The organism is Polaribacter sp. SA4-10 (assembly GCF_002163835.1).
In the GTDB taxonomy this organism is placed as follows: domain Bacteria; phylum Bacteroidota; class Bacteroidia; order Flavobacteriales; family Flavobacteriaceae; genus Polaribacter.
The window spans coordinates 1,384,247-1,408,817 of the sequence record NZ_CP019331.1 but is presented as its reverse complement, the minus strand read 5'-3'; the positions used below and the strand labels follow the sequence as shown (position 1 = coordinate 1,408,817).

23 protein-coding genes and 1 tRNA gene are annotated in these 24,571 nt (G+C 29.6%); 12 read left to right on the top strand and 12 right to left on the bottom strand.

All coding sequences use genetic code 11. The features are described 5' to 3' along the window. Positions 1-141 precede the first annotated feature (141 nt). Both BTO04_RS06200 and BTO04_RS06195 read right to left on the bottom strand, forming a co-directional pair. Positions 142-582, bottom strand: a complete 441-nt coding sequence (locus tag BTO04_RS06200) for a thioredoxin family protein (protein WP_368356347.1) — start codon at positions 580-582, stop codon at positions 142-144. Between the two features lie 105 nt (positions 583-687). After that, positions 688-1,872, bottom strand: a complete 1,185-nt coding sequence (locus BTO04_RS06195) for a PepSY-like domain-containing protein (RefSeq protein WP_087563672.1) — start codon at positions 1,870-1,872, stop codon at positions 688-690. Positions 1,873-2,016: 144 nt separating this feature from the next. On the opposite strand from BTO04_RS06195, the gene BTO04_RS06190 reads away from it, so the two are divergent. The 4 genes from BTO04_RS06190 to BTO04_RS15725 all read left to right on the top strand — a co-directional run bounded on the left by BTO04_RS06190 (position 2,017) and on the right by BTO04_RS15725 (position 6,806). Next, entirely contained in the window at positions 2,017-2,529 is a 513-nt protein-coding gene (locus BTO04_RS06190) for an RNA polymerase sigma factor (RefSeq protein WP_087563671.1), read from the top strand. A 34-nt stretch (positions 2,530-2,563) separates the two neighbouring features. Continuing rightward, positions 2,564-3,514 (top strand): FecR family protein, encoded by a 951-nt coding sequence (locus tag BTO04_RS06185; RefSeq protein WP_087563670.1) that lies wholly within the window; start codon positions 2,564-2,566, stop codon positions 3,512-3,514. Positions 3,515-3,520: 6 nt separating this feature from the next. Next, entirely contained in the window at positions 3,521-5,830 is a 2,310-nt protein-coding gene (locus tag BTO04_RS06180) for a FecR domain-containing protein (protein ID WP_087563669.1), read from the top strand. 817 nt (positions 5,831-6,647) lie between these two features. Continuing rightward, a complete protein-coding gene (locus tag BTO04_RS15725; RefSeq protein ID WP_087565345.1) occupies positions 6,648-6,806 on the top strand; it encodes a transposase in 159 nt (52 codons plus the stop codon). A gap of 128 nt (positions 6,807-6,934) precedes the next feature. Here the strand turns inward: BTO04_RS15725 and BTO04_RS06170 are convergent. Next, positions 6,935-7,009, bottom strand: a tRNA-Pro gene (locus tag BTO04_RS06170). Between the two features lie 192 nt (positions 7,010-7,201). On the opposite strand from BTO04_RS06170, the gene trxB reads away from it, so the two are divergent. Continuing rightward, positions 7,202-8,149 (top strand): thioredoxin-disulfide reductase, encoded by a 948-nt coding sequence (gene trxB, locus BTO04_RS06165; protein WP_087565344.1) that lies wholly within the window; start codon positions 7,202-7,204, stop codon positions 8,147-8,149. A 75-nt stretch (positions 8,150-8,224) separates the two neighbouring features. Here the strand turns inward: trxB and BTO04_RS06160 are convergent, their stop codons facing one another. Further along, positions 8,225-8,671, bottom strand: a complete 447-nt coding sequence (locus BTO04_RS06160; protein WP_087563668.1) for a KTSC domain-containing protein — start codon at positions 8,669-8,671, stop codon at positions 8,225-8,227. Between the two features lie 234 nt (positions 8,672-8,905). On the opposite strand from BTO04_RS06160, the gene BTO04_RS06155 reads away from it, so the two are divergent. Then, positions 8,906-9,676 (top strand): RNA polymerase sigma factor, encoded by a 771-nt coding sequence (locus tag BTO04_RS06155; protein ID WP_087563667.1) that lies wholly within the window; start codon positions 8,906-8,908, stop codon positions 9,674-9,676. Positions 9,677-9,684: 8 nt separating this feature from the next. Here the strand turns inward: BTO04_RS06155 and BTO04_RS06150 are convergent, their stop codons facing one another. The 8 genes from BTO04_RS06150 to BTO04_RS06115 form a co-directional block, all read right to left on the bottom strand. Continuing rightward, on the bottom strand, positions 9,685-11,361 hold the full coding sequence (locus tag BTO04_RS06150) for an AarF/ABC1/UbiB kinase family protein (RefSeq protein ID WP_087563666.1): 1,677 nt from the start codon (positions 11,359-11,361) through the stop codon (positions 9,685-9,687). A 10-nt stretch (positions 11,362-11,371) separates the two neighbouring features. Further along, positions 11,372-11,758, bottom strand: a complete 387-nt coding sequence (locus BTO04_RS06145) for a hypothetical protein (protein WP_087563665.1) — start codon at positions 11,756-11,758, stop codon at positions 11,372-11,374. A 247-nt stretch (positions 11,759-12,005) separates the two neighbouring features. Continuing rightward, positions 12,006-12,371, bottom strand: a complete 366-nt coding sequence (locus tag BTO04_RS06140) for an arsenate reductase family protein (protein WP_087563664.1) — start codon at positions 12,369-12,371, stop codon at positions 12,006-12,008. 20 nt (positions 12,372-12,391) lie between these two features. Further along, on the bottom strand, positions 12,392-12,607 hold the full coding sequence (locus tag BTO04_RS06135; RefSeq protein WP_087563663.1) for a hypothetical protein: 216 nt from the start codon (positions 12,605-12,607) through the stop codon (positions 12,392-12,394). A gap of 322 nt (positions 12,608-12,929) precedes the next feature. Then, positions 12,930-14,726, bottom strand: coding sequence for an acyl-CoA dehydrogenase family protein (locus BTO04_RS06130; protein WP_087563662.1), 1,797 nt, complete (start codon positions 14,724-14,726; stop codon positions 12,930-12,932). Between the two features lie 26 nt (positions 14,727-14,752). Further along, positions 14,753-15,943: an acetyl-CoA C-acyltransferase gene (locus BTO04_RS06125; protein ID WP_087563661.1), complete on the bottom strand. Its 1,191-nt coding sequence runs from the start codon at positions 15,941-15,943 to the stop codon at positions 14,753-14,755. Between the two features lie 78 nt (positions 15,944-16,021). Next, on the bottom strand, positions 16,022-18,427 hold the full coding sequence (locus BTO04_RS06120; protein WP_087563660.1) for a 3-hydroxyacyl-CoA dehydrogenase/enoyl-CoA hydratase family protein: 2,406 nt from the start codon (positions 18,425-18,427) through the stop codon (positions 16,022-16,024). A gap of 14 nt (positions 18,428-18,441) precedes the next feature. Beyond that, positions 18,442-18,900 carry a MarR family winged helix-turn-helix transcriptional regulator gene (locus BTO04_RS06115; protein WP_087563659.1) on the bottom strand — a complete coding sequence of 153 codons (459 nt, stop codon included), beginning with the start codon at positions 18,898-18,900 and terminating at the stop codon, positions 18,442-18,444. A 177-nt stretch (positions 18,901-19,077) separates the two neighbouring features. Here BTO04_RS06115 and BTO04_RS06110 point away from each other — a divergent pair, with 177 nt between their 5' ends. The 6 genes from BTO04_RS06110 to BTO04_RS06085 all read left to right on the top strand — a co-directional run bounded on the left by BTO04_RS06110 (position 19,078) and on the right by BTO04_RS06085 (position 24,569). Further along, positions 19,078-20,007 (top strand): ABC transporter ATP-binding protein, encoded by a 930-nt coding sequence (locus tag BTO04_RS06110; RefSeq protein ID WP_087563658.1) that lies wholly within the window; start codon positions 19,078-19,080, stop codon positions 20,005-20,007. A gap of 4 nt (positions 20,008-20,011) precedes the next feature. Beyond that, complete coding sequence (locus tag BTO04_RS06105; RefSeq protein ID WP_087563657.1) at positions 20,012-21,331, top strand: ABC transporter permease; 1,320 nt, start codon at positions 20,012-20,014, stop codon at positions 21,329-21,331. Positions 21,332-21,336: 5 nt separating this feature from the next. Next, the gene (locus tag BTO04_RS06100) at positions 21,337-22,203 is read left to right on the top strand and encodes a mechanosensitive ion channel family protein (protein WP_087563656.1); all 867 of its coding nucleotides are present in this window, start codon (positions 21,337-21,339) and stop codon (positions 22,201-22,203) included. 82 nt (positions 22,204-22,285) lie between these two features. Beyond that, the gene (locus BTO04_RS06095) at positions 22,286-23,449 is read left to right on the top strand and encodes a sigma-54 dependent transcriptional regulator (protein WP_087563655.1); all 1,164 of its coding nucleotides are present in this window, start codon (positions 22,286-22,288) and stop codon (positions 23,447-23,449) included. Positions 23,450-23,592: 143 nt separating this feature from the next. Next, on the top strand, positions 23,593-24,234 hold the full coding sequence (locus BTO04_RS06090; RefSeq protein ID WP_087563654.1) for a peroxiredoxin: 642 nt from the start codon (positions 23,593-23,595) through the stop codon (positions 24,232-24,234). A gap of 26 nt (positions 24,235-24,260) precedes the next feature. Continuing rightward, positions 24,261-24,569: a co-chaperone YbbN gene (locus tag BTO04_RS06085; protein ID WP_087563653.1), complete on the top strand. Its 309-nt coding sequence runs from the start codon at positions 24,261-24,263 to the stop codon at positions 24,567-24,569. The last annotated feature ends 2 nt before the right edge of the window (positions 24,570-24,571 follow it).

Genomic DNA, 24,571 nt, shown 5'->3' with positions numbered 1-24,571 from the left:
GTCTGTAAGTTCCAGTTAACATTATTTTCTTTTGTGAAAATAATAGCTGTATCTGTCCAAACAGTTTTACTATTTAATTAGTTTACAGTTAGTATAAGTATTCGAAAAGTGAATAATATGCATATCTGCTTCATTTTTATGCTATTTAATAAATGCGTTTATTTCTTTGATATACTTTTCTGGGGTAGTTTTTTTATAGCTTGTTTCACCGAGCAATTTTCCTTCACTATTTAAGATAACCACAAAAGGAAAAATACCATTCTTATTATATACCTCGAATAATTTTCCGTTTGCTTCTGATTGTTCTTTTGATAAAGTGTTTTTCTTCCTTCTAGGAAAATCTGCTTGTAGCATTACAAAATGCTCTTTAGCATAGGTTTTAAAAGTATTGGTACTCCAAACCTCGCGATCTAGTTTAATACAAGGAGCGCACCAGTCTGACCCTTGAAAAACCAATATGATGGTTTTGCTCTCTATAGTTGCTGTCTTTTTTGCTGCTTCAAAATCTGTTTTCCATTCTTGAGCATTTATTGAAGAAGGAAAAACTATAATAAACATAATAGTAACTAATATTCTCATCATTTTATTTTTTTATCGAAAGCAACCACGTTTATTTATAATGATAGTTGCTTTCGAGATTTTTAATTAATTCTGTTATTGTCTGTTTTCATTAAGGTGTTTTAAAAATTAGTTTCCTATCGATAAAAAATTACCATCTTGATCAAAATACAATTCAACGCCATTACTCAGAGATACCTCATAGTTCCCATTACTTTCAATTTCTGCCTCAGTTATTGTTGCGTTTGGATAATTTTGAGTGATGTAATCTAATATAATTTGTGGAAGCGAAGCAGGGTCTATATTAGAGCTATCATTGTCGTCATTCCCGCCGTTATCATCATTGCCTGTCATTAAAAAATCACCGGTACTGTTAAAATATAATTCAACTCCATTACTTAGGGACACTTCATAGTTCCCATTACTTTCAACTTCTGCCTCAGTTATTGTTGTGTTAGGATAATTTTGAGTGATGTAATCTAATATTGTTTGAGGAAGCGAAGCAGGGTCTATATTAGAACCATCAATTCCGTTTCCTCCATTATAATCTTCATCAGAATCATTGGTGCCATCGTTATCATCATCACTATCTTCACCATCATCAGTACCGTCATTATCAGAATCTGAATCTGTATAATCAGGGGTTCCATCATTATCAGAATCATCATTTGTAAAATCTCCGTCACCATCATTATCTTCATCTTGATCTAATTGCCCATCATTATCAGAGTCTGTGTCTTGGTAGTTTGCCACACCATCATTATCTGCATCATCATTTGTAGAATCTCCATCATGGTTTGCATCTTCTTGTGTATCTAAAGCACCATCATTATCATCATCAGTATCAGTATAATTTGGTATGCCATCATTATCTGTATCATGGCTATTTATAGTGTCCTCAAAATCTGCTTCACTACTAATTGTCTCTTCTGTACCATCATTTCTTTTTACCGTGAAAGGAAATGCTATACCATCTATATAATTTGATGTTGTAATAGTTGAAGCTACTTTTGCTAACTCAGTAATATCATTTACAACTACTTCAGTTCCGTTATTATATGTAAGTGTTATTGGGTACACAAAATCGAAACCAAAATCGAATTCAATACTGCTTTCTGGGTTTGTTGGGTTATTAAAAGAACCATCGCTTTTTACATGAGTTTTAACACCTTCTATAACTGTATTTGCAGTTATACTTTTTGCGGATTCTGTGGGCTCTTCATATGGGGCTAAAGTTCCGTTGTCATTTTGAGAACAAGAAAAGAATACGGCTACCATTGCTAAGCTTAATAAGTTGATTTTTAAATTTTTCATTTTTAATGATTATAAATTGCTAATTAATTTTTATGTTTTGTTTATTGAATATTCAGATCTAATACAATAACATTCTAAAATACCCTACCAGAAATGTTGTTTTTTTTTACATAACTTTGAAAACTTAATGAATACGGCTGTTAAATGAATAATGATTTAAAGAATGTATGTAATGAAAAAGTATTTGAAAGTATTTTTAATACGCATGCAAAAAACCTTAAACGATTTGTCTTTTCTAAAACACGAGATGCAGATATAGCAGAAGACATTATACAAGATACTTTTGTTAAAATTTGGGAGGATTGTGAAAAAGTACTATTTGATACGGTTAAAAGCTATCTGTACACGATTGCTAATAATTTATTCCTTAACATAATTAAGCATAATAAAGTAGTAAATGCACATCAAAAATTATCGATCAAAGAAAGTACTAATGAGTCTCCTGAGTTTATAATGTTAGAAGAAGAGTTTTTAATTAAACTCGAAAAAACAATTGCAGATTTACCTAAAATTCAACGCGAAGTATTTTTATTAAATAGAATAGAAAAAAAGAAATATAAAGACATTGCAGAACAATTAGGAATTTCTGTAAAAGCAGTTGAAAAAAGAATGCATGGTGCATTATTGGTTTTAAGAGAGAAAATAGGTAATATTTAAAAGTAGGGTTTTTTTAAAATTAATTGTATTAGTAATGAAAAAAGGTAAAAATATTGAAATGAACACTACTCAAAATGATAAAGATGTGTTTTTAGCCCAGTGGTTAGAAGGAGAAATTTCTGATGCAGAGCTAAAAGAACTAGTCTCTGAAGAAGATTATAAAGCTTTTAAAAAAATAAAAGTAGGAATAGATGTGTTTGTTGAAATTGAAAAACCCTTAGATGTTACATTTAACAGTATTAAAGAGAAAATAAAGGTAAAAACAAACAAAAAGCCAAAAGGTAAAATCATTAATTTATACGCTAAAGTTGCGATTGCTGTTGCAGCTTCATTAGTTTTATTTTTTAGCATCAATAATTTTTTATTTAATAATGATGTTGATTATCAATCTAATTTTGGAGAACAACAAATAATTGCTCTTTTAGATGGTTCTGAAGTTATATTAAATGCAAAATCTCAACTGACCTATAACAAGAAAAATTGGAAAACCAACAGAGAAGTCTTTTTAAATGGAGAAGCGTTTTTTAAAGTGAAAAAAGGTAGCAAGTTTACAGTAACTACACCTAATGGAACTGTTACAGTTTTAGGAACACAATTTAATGTAAATACTATTAAAAACTTTTTTGATGTTGTTTGTTATGAAGGTAGCGTTAAGGTTACAAGTAATAATATAGAACATATAATTACTCGAAATCAAGCGGTGAGGAATAACAATGGTTTAACTGCATATACCCCTAATCTTCAAAATGAAAGACCATCATGGGTTTCTGGTCAAAGTAGTTTTAAAAGTGTACCACTTTCTATTGTAATAGATGCTTTGCATAAACAGTTTAACATCGATTTTGATAGCGCTTCTATTGATGACTCTATTGTTTTTACAGGTAGCTTTGATAATAAAGATTTAAATGTTGCATTGGCTTCTGTTTTTGAGACAGTTAACGTTAAATACTATATCACAGGAAACAAAATAAAATTATCTAAATAGAGTTTTATGAAAGCTATATTATTAGCATTATTTTTAATACTATACTCAACGTTAGCTTTTTCTCAAGAAGAACCTTCTATTCTAATTAACTTTAAAAATGTACCTGCTACAGAAGTTATACAAATACTAGAGAAAAAATTTGATGTCAAAATATCTTATTTAGATGAATCTATAGAAAACAAAACGGTTTCTTTAAATGAAAAACAACGTACACTAAAAGAAATACTTTTTGAGCTTTCAGCTATTTTAAATATTAAATTTAAGTTTATAAATGAACGTTATATTATAATTAATCAAAAAGATACAACCGAAAAGATATTAGAACAATTAAGTGAAGTAATTATAAAAAGCTATCTAGCTAATGGTATTTCAAAAAGTAAAAATGCAACCTATACTATTAAACCAAAAAAGTTAGACATTTTACCAGGTTTAACAGAGGCCGATGTATTAGAAAGTATATTAGAATTACCAGGAGTAATAAGCCCTAATGAAACAGCTACTGGACTTCATGTTAGAGGTGGTACTCCAGACCAAAACCATATTATTTGGGATGATATAACCATGTATCATACAGGACACTTATTTGGTATGATCTCTCCTTTTAACCCTTATATAACTAAAAATATTACTTTTCATAACAAAGGTACAAATCCACGATTTGGAGAGAGAATTTCTAGTGTAATTGAGCTCTCTAGTAATAATGAGGTTGTTTCTAAAACACATTTTGGTTTTGGTTTTAATGGTATAAGTGCAGATGCAAATATTGAGGTGCCAATAGTAAAGGATAAATTAAGTGTATTAGTTTCTTTTAGGAGGTCTTATGAAGATTATTACGAAACTAAAACTTTTCATAAACTCGAAGATAAGGTCTTTCAAAATACTTCAATTGAAGACAATGATATATCTGAAGAAGATTTCAATTTTAAAGATTATAACTTAAAATTAAACTATTTTTTAAATGAAGAGAACTCATTTTCTTTTAGTACTATTCATATTGATAACGACTTAGATCACGTCTATAAAGATTTAAATAATACGAATTCAAATCAAGATGTGTTAGATCGAGAAAATGATGGCTATAGTCTAAATTGGAGAAAATCATGGAGTGAAAACATTTCACAAAAAACAAAGATTAGCCATTCTAATTATGGATTAAGTTATAATTTTATAACAAATAAGAATGGTAGCCAAGTTTCAGATTTTAATAAAGAGAATACCATAAAGGAAACTAATTTTTTAACTGAGTTTTCATTAGAAACTGAAAAGGCAAACTTATTTAACTTTGGTTATCAATCTTCTTTTAAAAATGTAAAGTATTCTTTTATTGAAACAAAAGATTTACGCTATATTTTAGATAAAAATAATTCTAAAGTCGACACATATTCCATCTTTGGAAATTTTTCAAATAGAAATTTCAAATATTTTGATTTTGATATAGGTTTAAGAGCAACTTATTATAACCAATTAAATGCTTTTAGATTGGAACCAAGATTATTGTTGTTAAAAAATATCACCCAAAATTTAAAATTTCAATTTTCGGGAGAAATTAGAAATCAAATTATTAGTCAAATAGAAGAAACCGTTTTAAGTGATTTATCTCTTGAAAATAAACTTTGGCGATTAGCAGATGGTAATACAGCTCCCATAATAAATAGCAAACAAATTTCTGCAGGTTTTTTATATCAAAAAAATAAATGGAGTTTTGATATTGATACTTATATAAAAAACACCTCTGGAATAACTTCACTTTCTTTAGGTTTTCTAAGTGCAGGAAATAATAGGTTTCATAATGGTAGACAGAAAATATTTGGAACAGATATTTATGTAAAAAAAGATTTTAACAGAATAAAAACATGGATTAGTTATTCTTTTACAGATATTAAGAATAAATATGATGGTATAAATGATAATAAATACTTTACTTCTAGTAATGAAATAAGGCAAGCTTTATCTACTTCTATAGCTTACAAAACTAAAAATTTACAAGTTGCTTTAGGTTGGAAATGGCACACAGGAAAGCCCTATACAATTTCAAACGTAGACCCAAATGACAATAGTATTGTTTTTGATGAAATTAACACAGGAAAGCTTCAAAATTATCATCGTTTAGATCTTTCTTCATTTTATATTTTTTCTTTTAGTAAAGACTCTCGTTTAAAAGGGAAGATAGGCTTTTCAATAAGGAATGTTTATAGTCAAAAAAACCATATTGGTAGAGATTATACAGGGAATAACATACCAAATGACCCGATTTTGGTTTTAGATAAATATGCCGTTAATTTTGTGCCGAACTTTTTATTTAGGGTAGATTGGTAATATGTTATTAATCTATAATTAGTAAAACTCGTTTTAAAATAAGCAAGTATTTTTTTTATGTTTTCAATGTTATATTGTTTACCTATTTCTAAAGGTTGCTTATCATAAGCACTTCACAAAATAATTCCCATTCTCTAAAAAGTAATAATTTTCTATAGAAGAAAAGTAAGTTGCTGATATTAAATATATCTGGATGACATAGAATTTAAGATAATTTATATTTACGCTTTGCTGCATTTTAGTTGCTTTAATACAATTACAAATTATATTAATGTTATCGCTTTCCATTCCTAAGTTTGAGAGAAACTGTTTCGCAATTATTTTACTTTCGGCTTGGTCATTTTTTTATGCTATAGAAAATTATGTATCGTAAAACCTAGCTGTAATTATTAACAAACTTGTATCAATTAAATTAATGTATATGAGTATTTTAAATTTTGATTCACCTCTTTTGTATGCTTAAGATTGTGAAAATTCAACGATTCACATTTACTAATAAGTAGGAAATTATTTTAAATTTTCAACTTAAAAATGAGAACTAAAACCAATTATATATTCTTTACTTGTGAAAAAGTTGAAAATATAATTAAGAATGGAATAAAATAAATATTCACTAGAAGTAGATACTTACTTTATAAGCCTACCAGTAAGTGGGCTGAAAACCAATCCTAAAGGGCCAATATCTTATTTGATAAGTATTTCGATGTAGAAAAAGAATACAAATTATGTCAAAACATTTTTTGAATATTTAATAATACTAAAAACAAAACTTCTGCAGTAATAAGACTGGCCAAATGGGGCGAAAAAGTAAGACAAGCTGCTTTTAAAAGTTTTAACTTCATCGCTAGAACAATATCAATCTCTAGTCAAAAATATTCTAAACTATTTTGATGATCGAAGCACAAATGCTTTAACAGAATCTTTCAACGCAAAGATAAAGGCATTTAGAGCACAACTTAGAGGGGTAAAACTATAGAATTCTTCTTTTTCAGACTTGCAGTTTTTTTTAATAATTCCAAAATTCTACAACTTTTAAACTTGATCCGTTAAAATTACAGGGTTTTGTAAATGAAAAAAACTCCAGAAATGAATCTGAAGTTTTAGTCGGGGTGGCAGGATTCGAACCTGCGACCTCCTCGTCCCAAACGAGGCGCGATGACCGGGCTACGCTACACCCCGAAATTGATTGCTCAATTTTGGACTGCAAATATACACCCTTTTATTAAAATAACAATACTTCTTTTGAATATTATAGAACTAAGAATTCTTTATTAAAAATAATTATATTTTCATTGTTAAAACTTATAAACATTCGCTTTTAGAAGTATGAAAAAACTTTATTTTTACACAATTAAAAATAGATACAAAGTTATGTCAGATAATATTGAAAAAATAAAATGTTTAATCATTGGTTCAGGACCTGCAGGCTACACAGCAGCTATTTATGCGGCTAGAGCAGATATGAAACCAATAATGTATACAGGAATGCAAATGGGTGGGCAATTAACAACTACTACTGAAGTTGATAATTTTCCTGGGTATTCTGAAGGTACAGATGGAACTGCAATGATGGAAGATCTTAAAAAACAAGCAGAACGTTTTGGTACTGAAGTTCGTTTTGGTTTGGTTACTAGTGTAGATTTGAGCGATGAAATTGGTGGTAAGCATAAAGTAATTGTTGATGAATCTAAAGAAATAGAAGCAGAAACAATTATAATTTCTACAGGAGCAACAGCAAAATATTTAGGTATAGAAAGTGAACAACGTTTAATTGGTGGTGGAGTTTCTGCTTGTGCAACTTGTGATGGTTTTTTCTATAAAGGTCAAGATGTTGTGGTTGTTGGAGCGGGTGATACAGCTGCAGAAGAAGCAACTTATTTATCTAATATTTGTAGTAAAGTTACAATTTTGGTACGTAAAGACTTTATGAGAGCATCTAAGGCGATGCAACATAGAGTTACTAAAACTAAAAATATAGAAGTATTATATAATACAGAAATTGATGAGGTTCTTGGAAGCAATGTGGTAGAAGGCGTAAGGGTTATTAATAATAAAACAAAAGAAACTACAGATATTTCTGTAACTGGAGTTTTTATTGCAATTGGTCATACTCCAAATTCAGACTTATTTAAAGGTGTTTTAGATATGGATGAAACTGGATATTTAATTACAAAAGGGAAGTCTACAAAAACAAATTTACCTGGAGTTTTTGCAGCCGGTGATATACAAGATAAAGAATACAGACAAGCAGTTACTGCTGCAGGTACAGGTTGTATGGCAGCGTTAGATGCAGAGCGCTATTTAGGTGCTTTAAAATAGGTTTTTTACTTTATATATAAAAAAAAAGAGATTGCGAAAGCAATCTCTTTTTTTTATGAATTATAAGAATCAATATTAAACCGTTACTGAAGCTTTCATTGATTTTCTGTAAGTAAAAGAATTAAAAATATTTCTCTTACCAAAATTGTTCATTGATTTTGCGTTTACAAATTTTCCGAAAAGTATTTTGCTAACACCAAAGTATTCGTATTTATTTCCGTCTGTAAAAGTAACTTCTAACAACATACTTTTATGATGCCAATCTGAAACTTGAAACTCTGTAATTGTAGTTTTATAAGCCTCTAAATTAGCTTCTTTCGTTTCTGGAGCAATGCTTACCAAAAAATGATACCCATCTATAATTTGAGTACTTACTATTTCTGCTTCTTCTTTTTTTACTTCATCAGTAAATTTATCTGGATGCCATTCTTTTACCAAACCTCTGTAGGCAGTTTTTAATTCTTTTAGGTTGATAGGACCTTCTATTTTAAAAAGCTTTTTATATTCCTTAATACGTTTCATTTATGCTGTTTTCAAATTGCGTGCAAAAGTAGTATAATTATCTGATATATAAAGAAGTAATTTTCTTTAATCATTGTATTAATATATTCTTGAAATAAATTGGTACTAAAACATTGGGTATCGATTATTTATAATGCACTTTTCTTGATAATTATCATTAATAGTAAAACTGATTTTTATCATTTTTTTACTCCTTTGTTGTTTGCATCTTTATAGGAACAAAAAAGTATTATTATGAAAAATAATGTTTCTTACTCCCAAAATAAAAAGGAGTTTCGTCTATTTGTAACTGAATCATTTTCTAGTTTAATTAAACTAAAAGAAGAAGATAATCAAACTTCTTTTAACAAATTGGTTTTAAAAATCTTACCTGAAATAAGAAAGTATGTAAATCAAAGATTAAATACTGCAATAAAAAAAGGACATTTTTCTAAAAAGAAATATAAAGCAGATGATTTTATAGATCAACTTTTTATAATATTATATGATAATATTGAGGAGGTTGAAAATGAAGAAAACTTCTATTTCTGGTTATTTAAAAAAACCAATGAATTGTTAGAAGATACAATTGTAGAAGAAGAGTTTAACGATATTTTCTTTGAAAATATAGATGATTATTCTAGACCAGAATGGGATGAAATGCAAGAGAAATTTAGTACAGATGGAGATGGAGATTTATTAATGATTGAAGAACTAGATGATTTTTCTTATAATCATAATGACTATAGCTTAAATCATGTTTTTGTAGAGGATAACGAAAAAGGTTTGATAGAAGACCTAGATAAAGAATTAAGTGATGATCATATTAATGAACATATAGAATTGGTACTACACAATATGCCTTCAGAAATGAGAATTGTTTTCTACTTGTATACAAATCAAAAATTGAAAATTGAAGAAATTGCAGCAGTACAAAAGAAAAGTATTAATGAGGTTAAAAAACTTTTAAGTGATGCGAAAAAAGTATTGCAAAGAAGTTTATTTAACAGATATTCTAGTAATTAATAACCTTTTTAATAATGATTTTTCCTAAAAACAGAAAAGATAATGTAAAGACCTAGTAAAGCAGATGTTAAAAACCCAATAGCACCTAATAAAGGAATACCATTAATTAAAGGAGGCATTTTTGCGATAACTAAAATCGAAGAACCAATAGATAAAGCAGCAATTATTATGGCAAATACCATACGATTAGCTGCTTTGCTAGTTGCATCTTGAAACTCCTTAAGCCCTTTGTGTTCATGGATAACTACTAATTTCCCTTCTTTAATTTTATTTAAAATTGTGTCAATATCACCTGGTAGATGATCTATAAGCGTACCCATGTCTTGAAAACGTGTTACATTCTTTTTAAAGAGTCTTTTAATATTAAACTGTTTTCGTGTAATCTTAGAAATATAAGGTTGTAAATTATCGGTTATATTAAACTCAGGATCTAGTTTAAGGCCAACTCCTTCAATAATTATTAAAGCTCTAATAAGCATATATAAATAATGTGGTACAACTATTTTGTTTTCATATAAAACACTTTTAAAGTTAGAGAGTACATCTCCTAATTTTATGTTTTGTATAGAAGTATTACTAACTCCTTCTATTAATTCATAGATATCATACTCTAATTTTTTATAATCAGAAATCTCTATTTTTACTGCAATTTTTTCTAAAACTGAAATAATTTTTTTAACATTTTTTTGCATGAAATAAAGAAGGAAGTCACCTAAATAATCTTTATCTTTTGGCATAATTGTTCCCATCATACCAAAGTCTATAAAGCAAATTTGTTTAGTTTTTGGAAGAATAAAAATGTTTCCAGGATGAGGATCTGCATGAAAAAAACCAAAATCTAATACCTGTTTCAAATATAAATCTACACCCACTTTTGCAATAATAACAGGGTCTATGTTTGAGGAATTTAAAATGCCATTTTCAGATACTTTAATGCCATCAATAAATTCCATACAAATTAATTTATCTGTACATAAAGAGAGATATACTTTTGGAACATAAATAACAGTATTGCCTTGAAAATTTTTGGCAAAACGCTTCATGTTATTTATTTCTCTTAAAAATCGAAGTTCTTCTCTAATGCTTTTTTCAAAAGAACTAACAATTTGTAATGGTTGATAAGCTTTTGCCTGAATACTATGTTTTTCTAAACTTTTAGCAACTTGCGTCATTACTAAAATATCTGCCTCAATTATTTTAACAATATTAGGACGTTGAATTTTAAGTACTACTTCTTCACCAGTTAATAATTTGGCTTTATGAACTTGAGCAAGAGATCCTGCAGCTAGAGGTAGTGGATTTATATACTCAAAATGTTCTGAAACTGTAATATTCAACTCTTTTTCAATAGCTTCATTTATATTAAAATGATTTGTTTCAGGAACTTTATCTTGTAGTTTTTTTAATTCCTTAATTAGATCTGGAGGCAAAAGATCTTCTCTATTACTAAATATTTGACCCAATTTTATATAGGTTGGACCCAATTCTTCTAAAACCATACGAATACGCTCATATTTAGAATATGAAAGCGATTTTTGCGTGTCTGGATGGTCTTTAAGATAACTATTAGGAACCAGTTTTTTAAGTTGCTTAGTAGCCATAACATTTTTAAAGCCATACTTTGTGAGTACAGTAAAAAGTTTGTTATACCTTTTAATTTCCGTTTTATTAGGAATTCTAACCATAAAAAATAGTTTACATATATTTTTCTAAAGATCTAAAAAACGTTTTTTTAAGTTCAGAATAGATATGTCTTTGGTTTTCTATTCTATTTCTAAAAACATCGTGTATTTTTACAAATTTGATATCCAAAACATCCACGTTTTTTTTACTTTGTCCTGCAATTCTGGTTTCATGTTCTTCAATATCTTCAAGCATGTTTTCAATAGTTTCATGATGAAGTATAAATTCGTTTTGATAATGTTCTAGTTGAGAAAGAACATCTTTGTTCGTCCAACGTGTTACAATTTCGCTTAGCCTGTTTTCAAAGAATTTTAACTCATCTTTCCAAAAGGCAAGCTCTCCTTTCCATTGTTGATGTTCAAAATGCATACTCGAATTGTATATAACTTCTTTTTCCATGATATTATGTATTTAGAAAACAATTATTTACTTATTAATCAAAGGTTTAAAATTAAAGTCAGAATAGAAATGACTTAAATCACTTTTGATAAATTAAACCCATTAATAAGAAGTTGTTTTTTTACGACGAATGGCCTCTTTTTTGAAAATTTGACTAATTATCACCCAGAAATAATACAGTTTCATGTGTTTTTCTAACATGATTTATTTTTGACTCTTTTTTCTTGCTGCTATTTTTTAATACTAATTATATTTTTATAATATCACTAGGGGTTTCTACTAAAATGGTAATATCACCTCTTAAAGCAATTGGTTGTTTCATAATTTCAGGATTTTTTTGTATCATTTTTATCCAATCATTTGTAGAGAAATCATGATGTTCAAAATTAGATTTATAAGATGAATGTTCTTGATTTACTAAGTCTGAAACATTTAAATTTAATCTATTAGCAAGTTCAATAACTTGAGTTCCTGTTATTTTGTTCTTTAATAAATCAATTTCTAAAATAGGTAAACCCTCTGCTTTAGCATAAGCCAGCGTTTTTTTTGCTCTTACAGATTTAGAATGATAAAATAAAGTAATTTGTTTTTCTGATGTAGCTATTTCTCCCATACTATTAATTTTAAATTGTATTATTTATTCGATTTACGTGTCTCTAAATGATGACGTAATAATTGCTTTAAACTCTCAAGATATTCTTGCATCACTTCTGCATTCAAATGAGGATGATTAACAAAAGGAATTGTCATTGGGTTTTCATCTAATGACCTGTATAACTCTGGGTAATTAGTTTCAATGTCTGTGGTAAGTTGTGTGATTTCTGTTAAAATGGTGTTTAGCTTTTTCATAATCAGTACTATTTCATTACTAATAAATATTTTGTTTAGTTTATAATTCAATCAAGTTTTTTTCAAGAAAATGCATAAACAATAGTACTCTTTTTTATAGTAAATCAAAATGACCTTAATCAGTTGATGAAGAATTGTTTACAGTAAAAAAAAAGACCCTCAATAAAGAGGGTCTTTTAAACAAGCAATTCAATTCTATAACTGTGATAAGTTCGTAGAAATTTTTAAATATTTTATTCTTTATTAGTCAGCCTGAGCAAGTTGAAAAAGTTTTTTATCTTTCAAAAAAACGTAACAAACTCAGTTTGACATTAAGAGATTTTTAGAAGCAGTATTTATTTTCTGCTTTTACTTTTTCTGCTATTTCATCACGTAAATCTACAATATCTGGATAGTTTGCATATTTAGTAAAACGCTTTAAGCCCATTAACATCATACGTTGTTCATCACCTTCAGCAAAAGAAATAATACTTTCTTTTCCTTTCTCTTCAATAATATCTACTGCGTGATACAAGTATAATTTAGACATTGCAATTTGTACAGATTGAGAGTCTTCACCAAAACGTTTTACGTTTTTCTCAGTTCTTAAAATTGCAGATTCAGACATGTATATTTCAATTAAAATATCTGAAGCAGCAATTAATAATTGTTGATGTTTCTCTATTTCTTGACCATATTTTTGAAGTGCAGCGCCTGCAACCATTAAGAAGGTCTTTTTCATTTTAGAAATCATTAATTTTTCTTCAGAAAACAATGCTGAAAAATCTGGCGTATCAAAAGAAGGTATTCCCATTAAGCTATTTGCAACTTCTGTTGCAGGACCTAAAAGATCTACATGACCTTTCATTGCTTTTTTAATCAACATTCCAACAGAAAGCATTCTGTTTATTTCATTTGTCCCTTCGTAAATTCTAGCTATTCTGGCATCTCTCCAAGCAGATTCCATAGGCGTTTCTTCAGAGAATCCCATTCCTCCAAAAATTTGGATTCCTTCATCTGCACAACTTTGTACATCTTCAGAAACAGCAACTTTTAAAATAGAACATTCAATAGCATATTCTTCTACACCTTTTAATTCTGCATCTTGATGTGTGTTACCAGCCGCTACTCGTAAATTGATTCTATCTTCAATGTCTTTTGCTGCTCTGTAGGTTGCAGATTCACCAACATATGTATTGGTTGCCATTTCAGCTAACTTTACTTTAATAGCACCAAAATCTGAAATAGGAGTTTTAAATTGTTTACGTTCATTTGCATAATTTACTGCATAAGAAATAATTCTACGTTGAGAATCTAAACACGCACCCGCTAATTTAATACGACCAACATTTAAAGCATTCATGGCAATTTTAAAACCTTCACCACGACCAGCTAACATATTTTCTACAGGAACAATAGTATCATTATAAAATACTTGACGCGTAGAAGAAGCACGAATACCTAATTTGTGTTCTTCTTCACCCATTGTAATTCCGTTTGGATTTTCTTTGTCATACTCAACAATAAATCCAGTAATATTTTTATCGTTTTCAATACGAGCAAAAACAATCATTAAACTACAAAAACCTGCGTTTGAAATCCACATTTTTTGTCCGTTAATTTTATATGATTTTCCATCAGCAGTTAATGCTGCAGTCGTTTTTCCTGAATTGGCATCAGAACCTGCACCAGGCTCCGTTAAACAATAAGAACCAAACCACTCACCAGTAGCTAATTTTGGAACGTATTTTTGTTTTTGTTCTTCGGTTCCGTATAAAGTAATTGGCATTGTTCCAATTCCTGTATGCGCACCAAAAGCGGTACTAAAAGAACCGGTTCCACTAGAAATATAATCACAAGTTAAAAGAGTAGAAACAAACCCCATTCCTAATCCACCATAAGCTTCAGGAACTGCTACGCCTAAAAACCCAAGTTCACCAGCTTTACGCATAGTTTCTTCAGTAAGTGCAAAATCTTTTGCTTCAAAACGAGCTTTGTAAGGAATGATTTCTCTATCATTAAATTCCATTACAGCTTCTTTCATCATTTGTTGCTCCTCAGTAAAATCTTCTGGAGTAAAAACGTCTTCACAGTTTGTTTCTTTTACAAGAAATTGACCACCTCTTAATAATTCTGCCATTTTTTGTTTGTTTTAATTTTTTGTTATTATTTAAGGAATTCAAATATACCAGCAGCACCTTGTCCTGTTCCAACACACATTGTTACCATTCCGTATTTACTTTTCATATCGCGTTTACGCATTTCATCAAATAATTGTACAGATAATTTTGCACCTGTACAACCTAAAGGATGTCCTAATGCAATTGCACCACCATTTACATTTACAATGTCTTGGTTTAGATTTAATTCGCGCATAACAGCTAAAGATTGAGAAGCAAAAGCTTCATTTAATTCAATCAAATCAATATCACTTTGTTGTAAACCTGCTTGTTTTAAAACTTTAGGAATTGCAGCCACAGGACCAATTCCCATAATTCTTGGCTCAACACCAGCAGCAGCATAATTTACAACTCTTGCAATAGGCTCTATGTTTAATTCTTTTACCATTTCTTCACTCATCACCATAACAAAAGCAGCACCATCACTCATTTGCGAAGAATTACCTGCAGTAACACTTCCTCCAGCAGCAAAAACGGGACGTAATTTATTTAGTATCGCTGTTGAAGTTCCTTTTCTTGGACCTTCATCTTTAGTTACTGTGTATTTTCTATTCGCTTTTTTACCATTAGCATCTAAATAAGTTTCTTCTACTTCTATAGGAACAATTTGATCTTGAAAACGATTTTCAGCTTGTGCTCTTAAAGCTTTTTCATGAGAATTAAATGCAAACAGATCTTGATCTTCTCTAGAAATCTTAAATTGATTAGCAACTGCTTCTGCAGTATTTCCCATTCCCCAATAATAATCTGCATGACCCGCTTTAACGGTATCGTAATTTAATTCTGGTTTAAAACCTGTCATAGGAACAGAACTCATACTTTCTGCGCCACCTGCAATAATACAATCTGCCATTCCTGCTTGAATTTTAGCTGATGCCATTGCAATAGTTTCTAGTCCTGAAGAACAAAAACGATTTACAGTTACACCAGGAACATCCACAGAATTTAATCCTATTAGAGAAATAAAACGTGCCATGTTTAATCCTTGAGCACCTTCTGGCATTGCATTTCCTACAATTACATCATCTATACGTTTTACGTCTAGATTAGGTAATTCTTTCATCATATGTTGAATGGTTTCTGCACCCAATTCATCTGCTCTTTTAAATCTGAAAACCCCTTTTGGAGCTTTCGCAACTGCAGTTCTGTATGCTTTTACTATATATGCTGTTTTCATTTTTTTATTGATTTTTAGATTATTTGATTTTTAGATATGTAGACCGCTAATAATTGAGAAATCTATCATTCTAATAATCTAATTTCTTAAAGGTTTACCCGTTTTTAACATATGTTGAATTCTCTCTAACGTTTTACGTTCTGTACAAAGTGATAAAAACGCTTCTCTTTCAAGATCTAGTAAATACTGTTCTGAAACCATTGTTGGTTCAGATAAATCTCCACCAGCCATTACATAAGCTAACTTATTGGCTATTTTTTGATCGTGTTCAGAAATATATTTAGAATGCTCCATAGAATCTGTTCCTACTAAGAACATACCTAAAGCTTGCTTACCTAATATTTTTACGTCGTTACGTTTTACAGGTTGTGTGTAACCACTTTCTGCCATTAATTTGGCATGTGCTTTTGCAGTAGCAATTTGTCTTTCTTTGTTTACAACAACAATATCTTTTCCTTTTTGAAGCAAGCCTAAATCAAATGCTTCATAAGCAGAAGTAGATACTTTTGCCATACCAATAGTTAAGAAGTTTTCTTGTAAAATGTTAAGCTCAACATCTCCTTTATGAAAAATGTCTGATGCTCTTAAAGCCATTTCTTTAGAACCACCACCACCAGGAATTACACCAACTCCAAATTCTACTAATCCCATATATGTTTCTGCAGCAGCAACAACTTTATCAGCATGTAAAGAAATTTCACATCCACCACCTAAAGCCATTCCATGAGGAGCAGAAATTGTTGGTATAGATGAATAGCGCATACGCATCATTGAATCTTGGAAATACTTAATTGCCATATTCAATTCATCATATTCTTGCTCTACCGCCATCATAAAAATCATACCAATATTAGCACCAACAGAAAAATTAGCAGCTTGATTACCAACAACGAGACCTTGAAAGTCTTTTTCTGCCAAATCAATTGCTTTGTTTAATCCTGCTAAAACATCGCCACCAATTGTATTCATTTTAGATTGGAACTCTAAGTTTAAAATTCCGTCGCCAATATCTTCAATTACAACACCAGAGTTTTTCCAAACTTCGCTTGTTTTTCTAATATTATCTAAAATGATAAATGAATCTTGACCCGGTTTTTTTACTTGAGATTTAGATGGAATGTCATAATAATAAGTGGCTCCATTTTTTACTGAGTAAAAAGAATCGTTATTATTTAGCAACATTTCAGAAACCCAAGGAGCAATTGTATGTCCTTCAGCTTTCATAATTTCAACACCTTTGGCAACACCAATGGCATCCCAAATTTGAAAAGGTCCATGTTCCCAACCAAAACCTGCTCTTAAACCATCATCAATTCTGTACAATTCGTCAGAAATTTCTGGAATTCTATTTTGAACGTATGCAAACATTGCTGCAAAAGATTTTCTGTAAAATTCCCCAGCTTTATCTTTTCCTGCAACTAAAACTTTAAATCTGTCAGCAACATTATCTATTGTTTTTGTTAATTCTAAGGTTGCAAATTTTGCTGATTTTTTCTCTCTGTATTCTAATGTATTTAAGTCTAATGTTAAGATATTTCTTTTACCACTAGCATCTTTTGTCATTTTGTAAAAACCTTTGCCAGTTTTACTTCCTAACATTTTGTGGTCCATCATATGGTTCACAAAATCAGGAATTACAAACTGCTCTCTCATTTCATCTTCTGGGCAATTGTCTTTTACGCCATTCGCTGTATGTACTAAAGTATCTAAACCAACAACATCAATAGTTCTAAATGTTGCAGATTTAGGACGACCAATAACAGGTCCTGTTAATTTATCTACTTCCTCAACTGTTAATCCCATTTCCTTTACAACATGGAATAAACTCATAATTCCAAAAATTCCAATTCTATTTCCAATAAATGCAGGTGTATCTTTTGCTAAAACAGCTGTTTTTCCTAAGAATTTATCACCATACATCATTAAAAAATCTGTAACTTCTTCTTTACAGTTAGGCCCTGGAACAACTTCAAATAATTTTAAATATCTAGGAGGATTAAAAAAGTGAGTAACTGCAAAATGTTTTTGGAAATCTTCACTTCTGCCTTCATTCATAAACTTGATAGGAATCCCTGAAGTGTTTGAAGTAATTAAAGTACCTGGAGTTCTAAACTTTTCAATTTTTTCAAAAACAGATTTTTTAATATCCAAGCGTTCTACAACAACCTCCATTACCCAATCTACATTTTTAATCAAATGCAAATCATCATCAATATTACCCGTAGTAATTCTGTTTGCAAATTTTTGATTATAAATAGGAGAAGGTTTCGATTTTAGAGAAGTTGTTAAAGCATCATTTACTAAACGATTACGTACAACTTTGTCTTCTAATGTTAATCCTTTTGCTTTTTCTTTGTCATTTAATTCTCTTGGAACAATGTCCAATAAAAGAACTTCTACGCCAATGTTGGCAAAATGACATGCAATTCCGCTTCCCATTATTCCAGAGCCAACTATTGCTACTTTTTTAATTCTTCTAGTCATTAGTCTTATTTGTTTTATACTGCTTTATTATTGATATTTTCATAAATATCTCTCTCTGCAATCAATTTATTAATTGTTGTTGTTACTTTAAAGAAACCTTCTAAGTCTTTTTCAGAAACGTTTTTTCTTACGGTATCGTTAAACTGTATTACATGACCTTTAGAAATTTTGCGCATTTCTTTGCCATATTCTGTTAGTTTTATGATAACACTTCTGCCATCATCAGGGTTTTTCTCTCTAGAAATAGCGCCTTTATCTTCCATCGTTTTTAAAATTCTAGAAAGACTTGTAGGTTCCATTCCCATTAATGGACCTAAAGCTGTAGAAGGAGTTCCTTTTTGTTTATCAATATTTAATAAAACAAAAGCTGTAGCCATTGTACTATCATGCTTTGCAGCCCTTTCATTATAAACTTTTGCAACAGCTTGCCATGTTGCTCTAAGTTCATGATCTATTGATTTTAATTTTTCCATTGCCACAAATATATAAAAATTTATTATGCACGCATAGTAAATTGCAAAAAAGTTATGCGTGCATAGTAAATTTTAACATAACGCATACTGTAACGTTTTGTTAGTTTTTTATACTAATACCTATAAAATATGTAAGTTTGTAATAAAAATAGGCTTTCAGAAAAACGATAAATAGCAATGAACAATTTATTAGAAATTAACAATGTTGTAAAAAAATATGGGGATTTCACAGCATTAAATGATGTTTCCATTCATATACCAAAAGGAAGTGTTTTTGGCTTATTAGGACCAAACGGAGCAGGGAAAACATCGTTAATTAGAATTATAAATCAAATTACAATGCCAGATAGTGGTACTGTTATATTAGATGGAGAGGCATTAGCACCAAAACATACAGCACAAATTGGGTATTTACCAGAAGAACGTGGTTTGTATAAAAGCATGAAAGTTGGTGAGCAAGCATTGTATTTAGCACAGTTAAAAGGGTTGTCTAAAAGTGAAGCTAAAAAACGATTAAAATATTGGTTTGATAAATTTGACATTTCTGCTTGGTGGGATAAAAAGATAGAAGAACTTTCTAAAGGAATGGCGCAAAAAGTACAGTTTATTGTTACTGTAATGCACAATCCTAAGTTATTAATTTTTGATGAACCTTTTTCTGGGTTCGATCCAATAAATGCACAGTTAATAGCAAAAGAAATTTTACAATTAAGAGATGAAGGAGCAACCGTAATTTTTTCAACACATAGAATGGAATCTGTTGAAGAAATGTGTGATGAAATTGCTTTGATAGATAAATCTAATAAAATTTTAGATGGAAAACTAGATGACATTAAACGTCAGTTTAGAACAAATACATTTCAGGTTGGCCTAGAAACTTCAAACCCAAAAGGAGTAGAAGCAATACTAAGAGAGCATTTTGATGTTTTTCCTGCAGATTTTAAAATGTTAGATAAAGGGTTAAGATTAAATATAAAACTTACAAAAAATCAATCTTCAAATGAACTATTATCCTTTTTAAGTAATCAAGGTCAAGTAGAGCATTTTGTAGAATTAATTCCTGATGCGAATGAAATTTTTATTCAAGCAGTAAATAAAAATAATTAAAAAGATGAGTAAGTTAAAATTAATTATACATAGAGAATTTATTGCAAAAGTTAGAAACAAATCATTTATAATGATGACTTTTTTAAGTCCGTTACTAATGGTTGGTATGGGAGCTTTGGTTTTTTTCTTAATGGAAAAAAATGATGAAAAAATAAAGAATATCGTTTATGTAGATAATTCTGAATTATTTACAAAAGACGATTTTAAAGACACAAAATCTATTCATTATTCAGATTATACAGCTTTAGGAATAGAAGAAACTAAAAAGAAAGTAGAAGATGGTAGTTATTATGGAGTGCTATATATTCCTAAAAATGACAGTTTAGAATTGTTGGCTAAGTCTATAGAGTTTTACTCTAAAGATTCTCCTGGAATGTCTGTGATGAGTTCTTTAGAAAATAAAATTGAGACAAAAATTAGAAATGAAAAATTAAATAATTTTGGTATTGATTTAGAAAAAATAAAAGCATCTAAAATAGCAAGTGATATAAAGATGTTTAACTTTTCTGGAGAGGAATCCTCAAAATTGATAAACGGACTAAAAATAGGAGTTGGTGCAATTGCAGGTTACTTATTAATGATGTTTGTAATGATTTATGGAACTTCAGTAATGAGAAGTGTAATAGAAGAAAAAACAAGTAGAATTATTGAGATTATAGTCTCTTCAGTAAAACCATTCCAACTAATGTTGGGTAAAATTATTGGCAATGCTTCTGCAGGTTTGCTACAATTCTTTATTTGGGGAATTTTATTATTAGTGATTGGAACTATAGCTTCATCAATATTTGGAGTAGATGTTGTGGAAATGCAAACAGCTAAAGTGCCAGCAGAGCAAATGGAGGCTATAAAAGCTGCAGCAGGAGTAGATAAAATGCAATTAGTTATTTTAGAAATTTTAAAATTACCATTATTAAAAATGTTTGTCTTATTTATCTTTTATTTTTTAGGTGGTTTTATGTTATACAGTTCACTTTTTGCAGCAGTTGGTGCTGCAGTAGATAATGAAACTGATACGCAACAATTTATGTTACCAATTATGTTGCCATTAATTTTGGGAGTTTATGTTGGTTTTGCAACTGTTATAAATGATCCTCATGGTTCAATTGCAGTGCTGTTTTCTCATATTCCGTTTACAAGTCCAATTGTAATGTTAATGAGAGTTCCTTTTGGTGTTTCTTGGTATGAATTGGCAATATCAATGGCGTTATTATTGGTTACCTTTGTGTTTATGGTTTGGTTAGCAGCTAAAGTTTACAGAGTTGGTATCTTAATGTATGGTAAAAAGCCTACCTATAAAGACTTGTATAAATGGTTAAAATATTAAATTAAATGCAAAATGTAGTATATGAAGTCAAGGAAGATATTCTTGATCAAATTAAGGATTTTTTAGGGTATACTTTTACATTTAGTGATAAGGTAAGTGTTTCTATAAAGACAGTTTTTGTTGTAATTGTAGCACTTATTATTGCTTCATTTGTTTTAAAATTTATTAGAAAAATTGTCACTAGAAAATTGCCTGAAAATGATAAACAAAAATTTGGCGCCGTTTTTAGTTATTTAAAGTGGTTGGTATATGTAATTATTTTCTTGGTTACTTTACATTCTTCTGGAGTAAATGTGACTACGGTTTTTGCAGCATCTGCAGCACTTTTAATTGGTGTTGGTTTAGCATTACAAACGTTGTTTCAAGACATTATTTCTGGAATTTTTATTTTAGTAGATCAATCTGTTCATGTTGGAGATATTATTGAGTTAGAAGGTAAAGTAGGTAGAGTTATAGATATTAGATTAAGAACTACTAGAGCAGTGACTATAGATAATAAAGTTTTGATTATTCCTAATCATTTGTACTTAACAAATATTCTATACAATTGGACAGAAAACGGAACACAAACAAGAGAAGTAGTAAATGTTGGTGTGGCTTATGGTAGCGATATTCAGCTTGTAAAAAAAATATTATTAGATATAGCAAATACAAATAACACGGTTTTAGAGTATCCAAAACCAACCGTTTTATTTACAGAGTTTGGAGATAGTTCGTTAAATTTTCGTTTAGTTTTTACACTAAATAATAGTTTTGAAGCGCGCTTTACTCAAAGTGATATTCGTTTTGAAATTGATAGAATGTTTAGAGAAAATAATGTAACAATTCCATTTCCTCAAAGAGATGTTCATATTTTTAATAGTGCTGATTAAAAGAAATATTCAGAAAAAACATCCGATTAAATAAAATAGATAAAGAAAATAATAAACAATAATTTTTCAAAAAACATAAAAGATGTCAAAAATCTTAATCATAGAAGATGAAGCTGCTATTAGAAGAGTTTTAAAAAAAATTATTTCAGAAGAAAATGATGCCTATAATGTAGAAGAAGCAGAAGATGGTTTGTTAGGGATTGAAATGATAAAAAACAACGATTATGATTTGGTTTTATGCGATATTAAAATGCCGAAAATGGATGGTGTTGAGGTATTAGAAAAAGCAAAAAAAATAAAACCAGAAATTCCAATAGTAATGATTTCTGGCCATGGAGATTTAGATACAGCAGTTAATACGATGCGCTTAGGAGCATTTGATTATATTTCTAAACCGCCAGATTTAAATCGACTTTTAAATACCGTTAGAAATGCTTTAGAAAACAAAGTGTTAGTTGTAGAAAATAAAAGACTAAAGAAAAAGGTTAGCAAAAACTATGAAATGATTGGTGAGAGTGCTGCTATTTCTCATATAAAAGATATCATAGAAAAAGTTGCTGCAACAGATGCAAGAGTTTTAATTACAGGTCCAAATGGAACAGGAAAAGAATTAGTTGCTCACTGGCTACATGAAAAATCTGATAGAGTAAAAGCGCCAATGATTGAAGTAAATTGTGCTGCAATTCCTTCAGAATTAATAGAAAGTGAATTGTTTGGTCATGTAAAAGGTTCTTTTACAGGAGCAAATAAAGACAGAGCAGGAAAGTTTGAAGCGGCAAATGGAGGTACAATCTTTTTAGATGAAATTGGAGACATGAGTTTGTCTGCTCAAGCAAAAGTTTTACGTGCTTTACAAGAAAGTAGTATTTCTAGAGTTGGTTCTGATAGAGATATAAAAGTAAATGTTAGAGTAATAGCAGCTACTAATAAAGATTTAAAAAAAGAAATAGCAGAAGGTAGGTTTAGAGAAGATTTATACCACAGATTAGCCGTTATTTTAATTAATGTTCCTGCGTTAAATGAAAGGAGAGAAGACATCCCTTTATTAGTAGACTTTTTTACTACTAAAATATCAGAAGAACACGGAACTCCAAGAAAAGGATTTTCATCAGAAGCAATTAAACTATTACAAGAATATGATTGGACAGGTAATATACGTGAATTACGTAATGTAATAGAGCGTTTAATGATTCTAGGAGAGAAAGAAGTTTCTGCAAATGATATAAAACTTTTTGCCGGGAAATAAATAGAATCTATTTTTAATTACAATAACTATAAGAAAAGTTGATACAAACATAAAAAGTTTGCATCAACTTTTTTATTTTAATGTCTTTTATGATTATATATTTGCTACTTGAAAATAAATATTAATTAAAATAAAATTATAATATGGCTACATTAGTAGGTAAAACATTCCCAAATTTAAGCGTTGATGCAATGAATGAAATGGGAGACACTTTTAAATTAAATATTTTAGAAGAAGCAAAAAATAACAACAAAAAAGTATTATTATTTTGGTACCCAAAAGATTTTACTTTTGTTTGTCCAACAGAACTACACGCTTTTCAAGCAGCTTTAGGAGAGTTTGAAAAAAGAAATACAATTGTTATTGGTGCATCTTGTGATACTCCAGAAGTGCATTTTGCTTGGTTAAGTACTTCAAAAGATAACGGAGGAATAGAAGGTGTTACTTACCCAATTTTAGCAGATAGTAACAGAAATTTATCATCTGTTCTAGGTATTTTAGATATTACAAATGAAACTTTTGATGAAGAAACACAAACGATTCAAGTAGAAGGAGACAATGTTACTTACAGAGCAACTTACTTAATTGATGAAGAAGGAACTGTTTTTCATGAAGGAGTTAATCATATGCCAGTTGGTAGAAATGTAAATGAATTTATGCGTTTAATTGATGCGTATTCTCATGTACAATCTCATGGTGAAGTTTGTCCAGCAAATTGGGAAGAAGGTAAAACAGCGATGCAACCTAATGCAAAAGGTACAGCAGCATATTTAGCTTCTAATTAATAAATAATTTTTAATCCGTAATTAAGATGGTACAAGAATTAAGTCAAGATAATTTAGCAGAAATAATTGCTGGTAATAAAACAGTAGTTGTACAATACTCAGCAACTTGGTGTGGAAACTGTAGAATTATGAAACCAAAATTCAAGAAGTTATCTTCAGAAAATGAAGAAATTGTTTTTGTAATAGCAGATGCAGAGAAATTTCCTGAAAGCAGAAAGTTAGCAGATGTAAGTAATTTACCAACTTTTGCCACTTTTGTAGGTGGTAAGTTTGTAAATCAGACACAAACAAACAAGTTTGAAATATTAAAAGACTTGTTAAACGAAGTTATTTAATT

Coding starts and splice junctions, on each gene's coding strand:
- BTO04_RS06200 (WP_368356347.1), bottom strand. CDS start 582: ATGATGAGAATATTAGTTACTATTATGTTTATTATAGTTTTTCCTTCT.
- BTO04_RS06195 (WP_087563672.1), bottom strand. CDS start 1,872: ATGAAAAATTTAAAAATCAACTTATTAAGCTTAGCAATGGTAGCCGTA.
- BTO04_RS06190 (WP_087563671.1), top strand. CDS start 2,017: ATGAATAATGATTTAAAGAATGTATGTAATGAAAAAGTATTTGAAAGT.
- BTO04_RS06185 (WP_087563670.1), top strand. CDS start 2,564: ATGAAAAAAGGTAAAAATATTGAAATGAACACTACTCAAAATGATAAA.
- BTO04_RS06180 (WP_087563669.1), top strand. CDS start 3,521: ATGAAAGCTATATTATTAGCATTATTTTTAATACTATACTCAACGTTA.
- trxB (WP_087565344.1), top strand. CDS start 7,202: ATGTCAGATAATATTGAAAAAATAAAATGTTTAATCATTGGTTCAGGA.
- BTO04_RS06160 (WP_087563668.1), bottom strand. CDS start 8,671: ATGAAACGTATTAAGGAATATAAAAAGCTTTTTAAAATAGAAGGTCCT.
- BTO04_RS06155 (WP_087563667.1), top strand. CDS start 8,906: ATGAAAAATAATGTTTCTTACTCCCAAAATAAAAAGGAGTTTCGTCTA.
- BTO04_RS06150 (WP_087563666.1), bottom strand. CDS start 11,361: ATGGTTAGAATTCCTAATAAAACGGAAATTAAAAGGTATAACAAACTT.
- BTO04_RS06145 (WP_087563665.1), bottom strand. CDS start 11,758: ATGGAAAAAGAAGTTATATACAATTCGAGTATGCATTTTGAACATCAA.
- BTO04_RS06140 (WP_087563664.1), bottom strand. CDS start 12,371: ATGGGAGAAATAGCTACATCAGAAAAACAAATTACTTTATTTTATCAT.
- BTO04_RS06135 (WP_087563663.1), bottom strand. CDS start 12,607: ATGAAAAAGCTAAACACCATTTTAACAGAAATCACACAACTTACCACA.
- BTO04_RS06130 (WP_087563662.1), bottom strand. CDS start 14,726: ATGGCAGAATTATTAAGAGGTGGTCAATTTCTTGTAAAAGAAACAAAC.
- BTO04_RS06125 (WP_087563661.1), bottom strand. CDS start 15,943: ATGAAAACAGCATATATAGTAAAAGCATACAGAACTGCAGTTGCGAAA.
- BTO04_RS06120 (WP_087563660.1), bottom strand. CDS start 18,427: ATGACTAGAAGAATTAAAAAAGTAGCAATAGTTGGCTCTGGAATAATG.
- BTO04_RS06115 (WP_087563659.1), bottom strand. CDS start 18,900: ATGGAAAAATTAAAATCAATAGATCATGAACTTAGAGCAACATGGCAA.
- BTO04_RS06110 (WP_087563658.1), top strand. CDS start 19,078: ATGAACAATTTATTAGAAATTAACAATGTTGTAAAAAAATATGGGGAT.
- BTO04_RS06105 (WP_087563657.1), top strand. CDS start 20,012: ATGAGTAAGTTAAAATTAATTATACATAGAGAATTTATTGCAAAAGTT.
- BTO04_RS06100 (WP_087563656.1), top strand. CDS start 21,337: ATGCAAAATGTAGTATATGAAGTCAAGGAAGATATTCTTGATCAAATT.
- BTO04_RS06095 (WP_087563655.1), top strand. CDS start 22,286: ATGTCAAAAATCTTAATCATAGAAGATGAAGCTGCTATTAGAAGAGTT.
- BTO04_RS06090 (WP_087563654.1), top strand. CDS start 23,593: ATGGCTACATTAGTAGGTAAAACATTCCCAAATTTAAGCGTTGATGCA.
- BTO04_RS06085 (WP_087563653.1), top strand. CDS start 24,261: ATGGTACAAGAATTAAGTCAAGATAATTTAGCAGAAATAATTGCTGGT.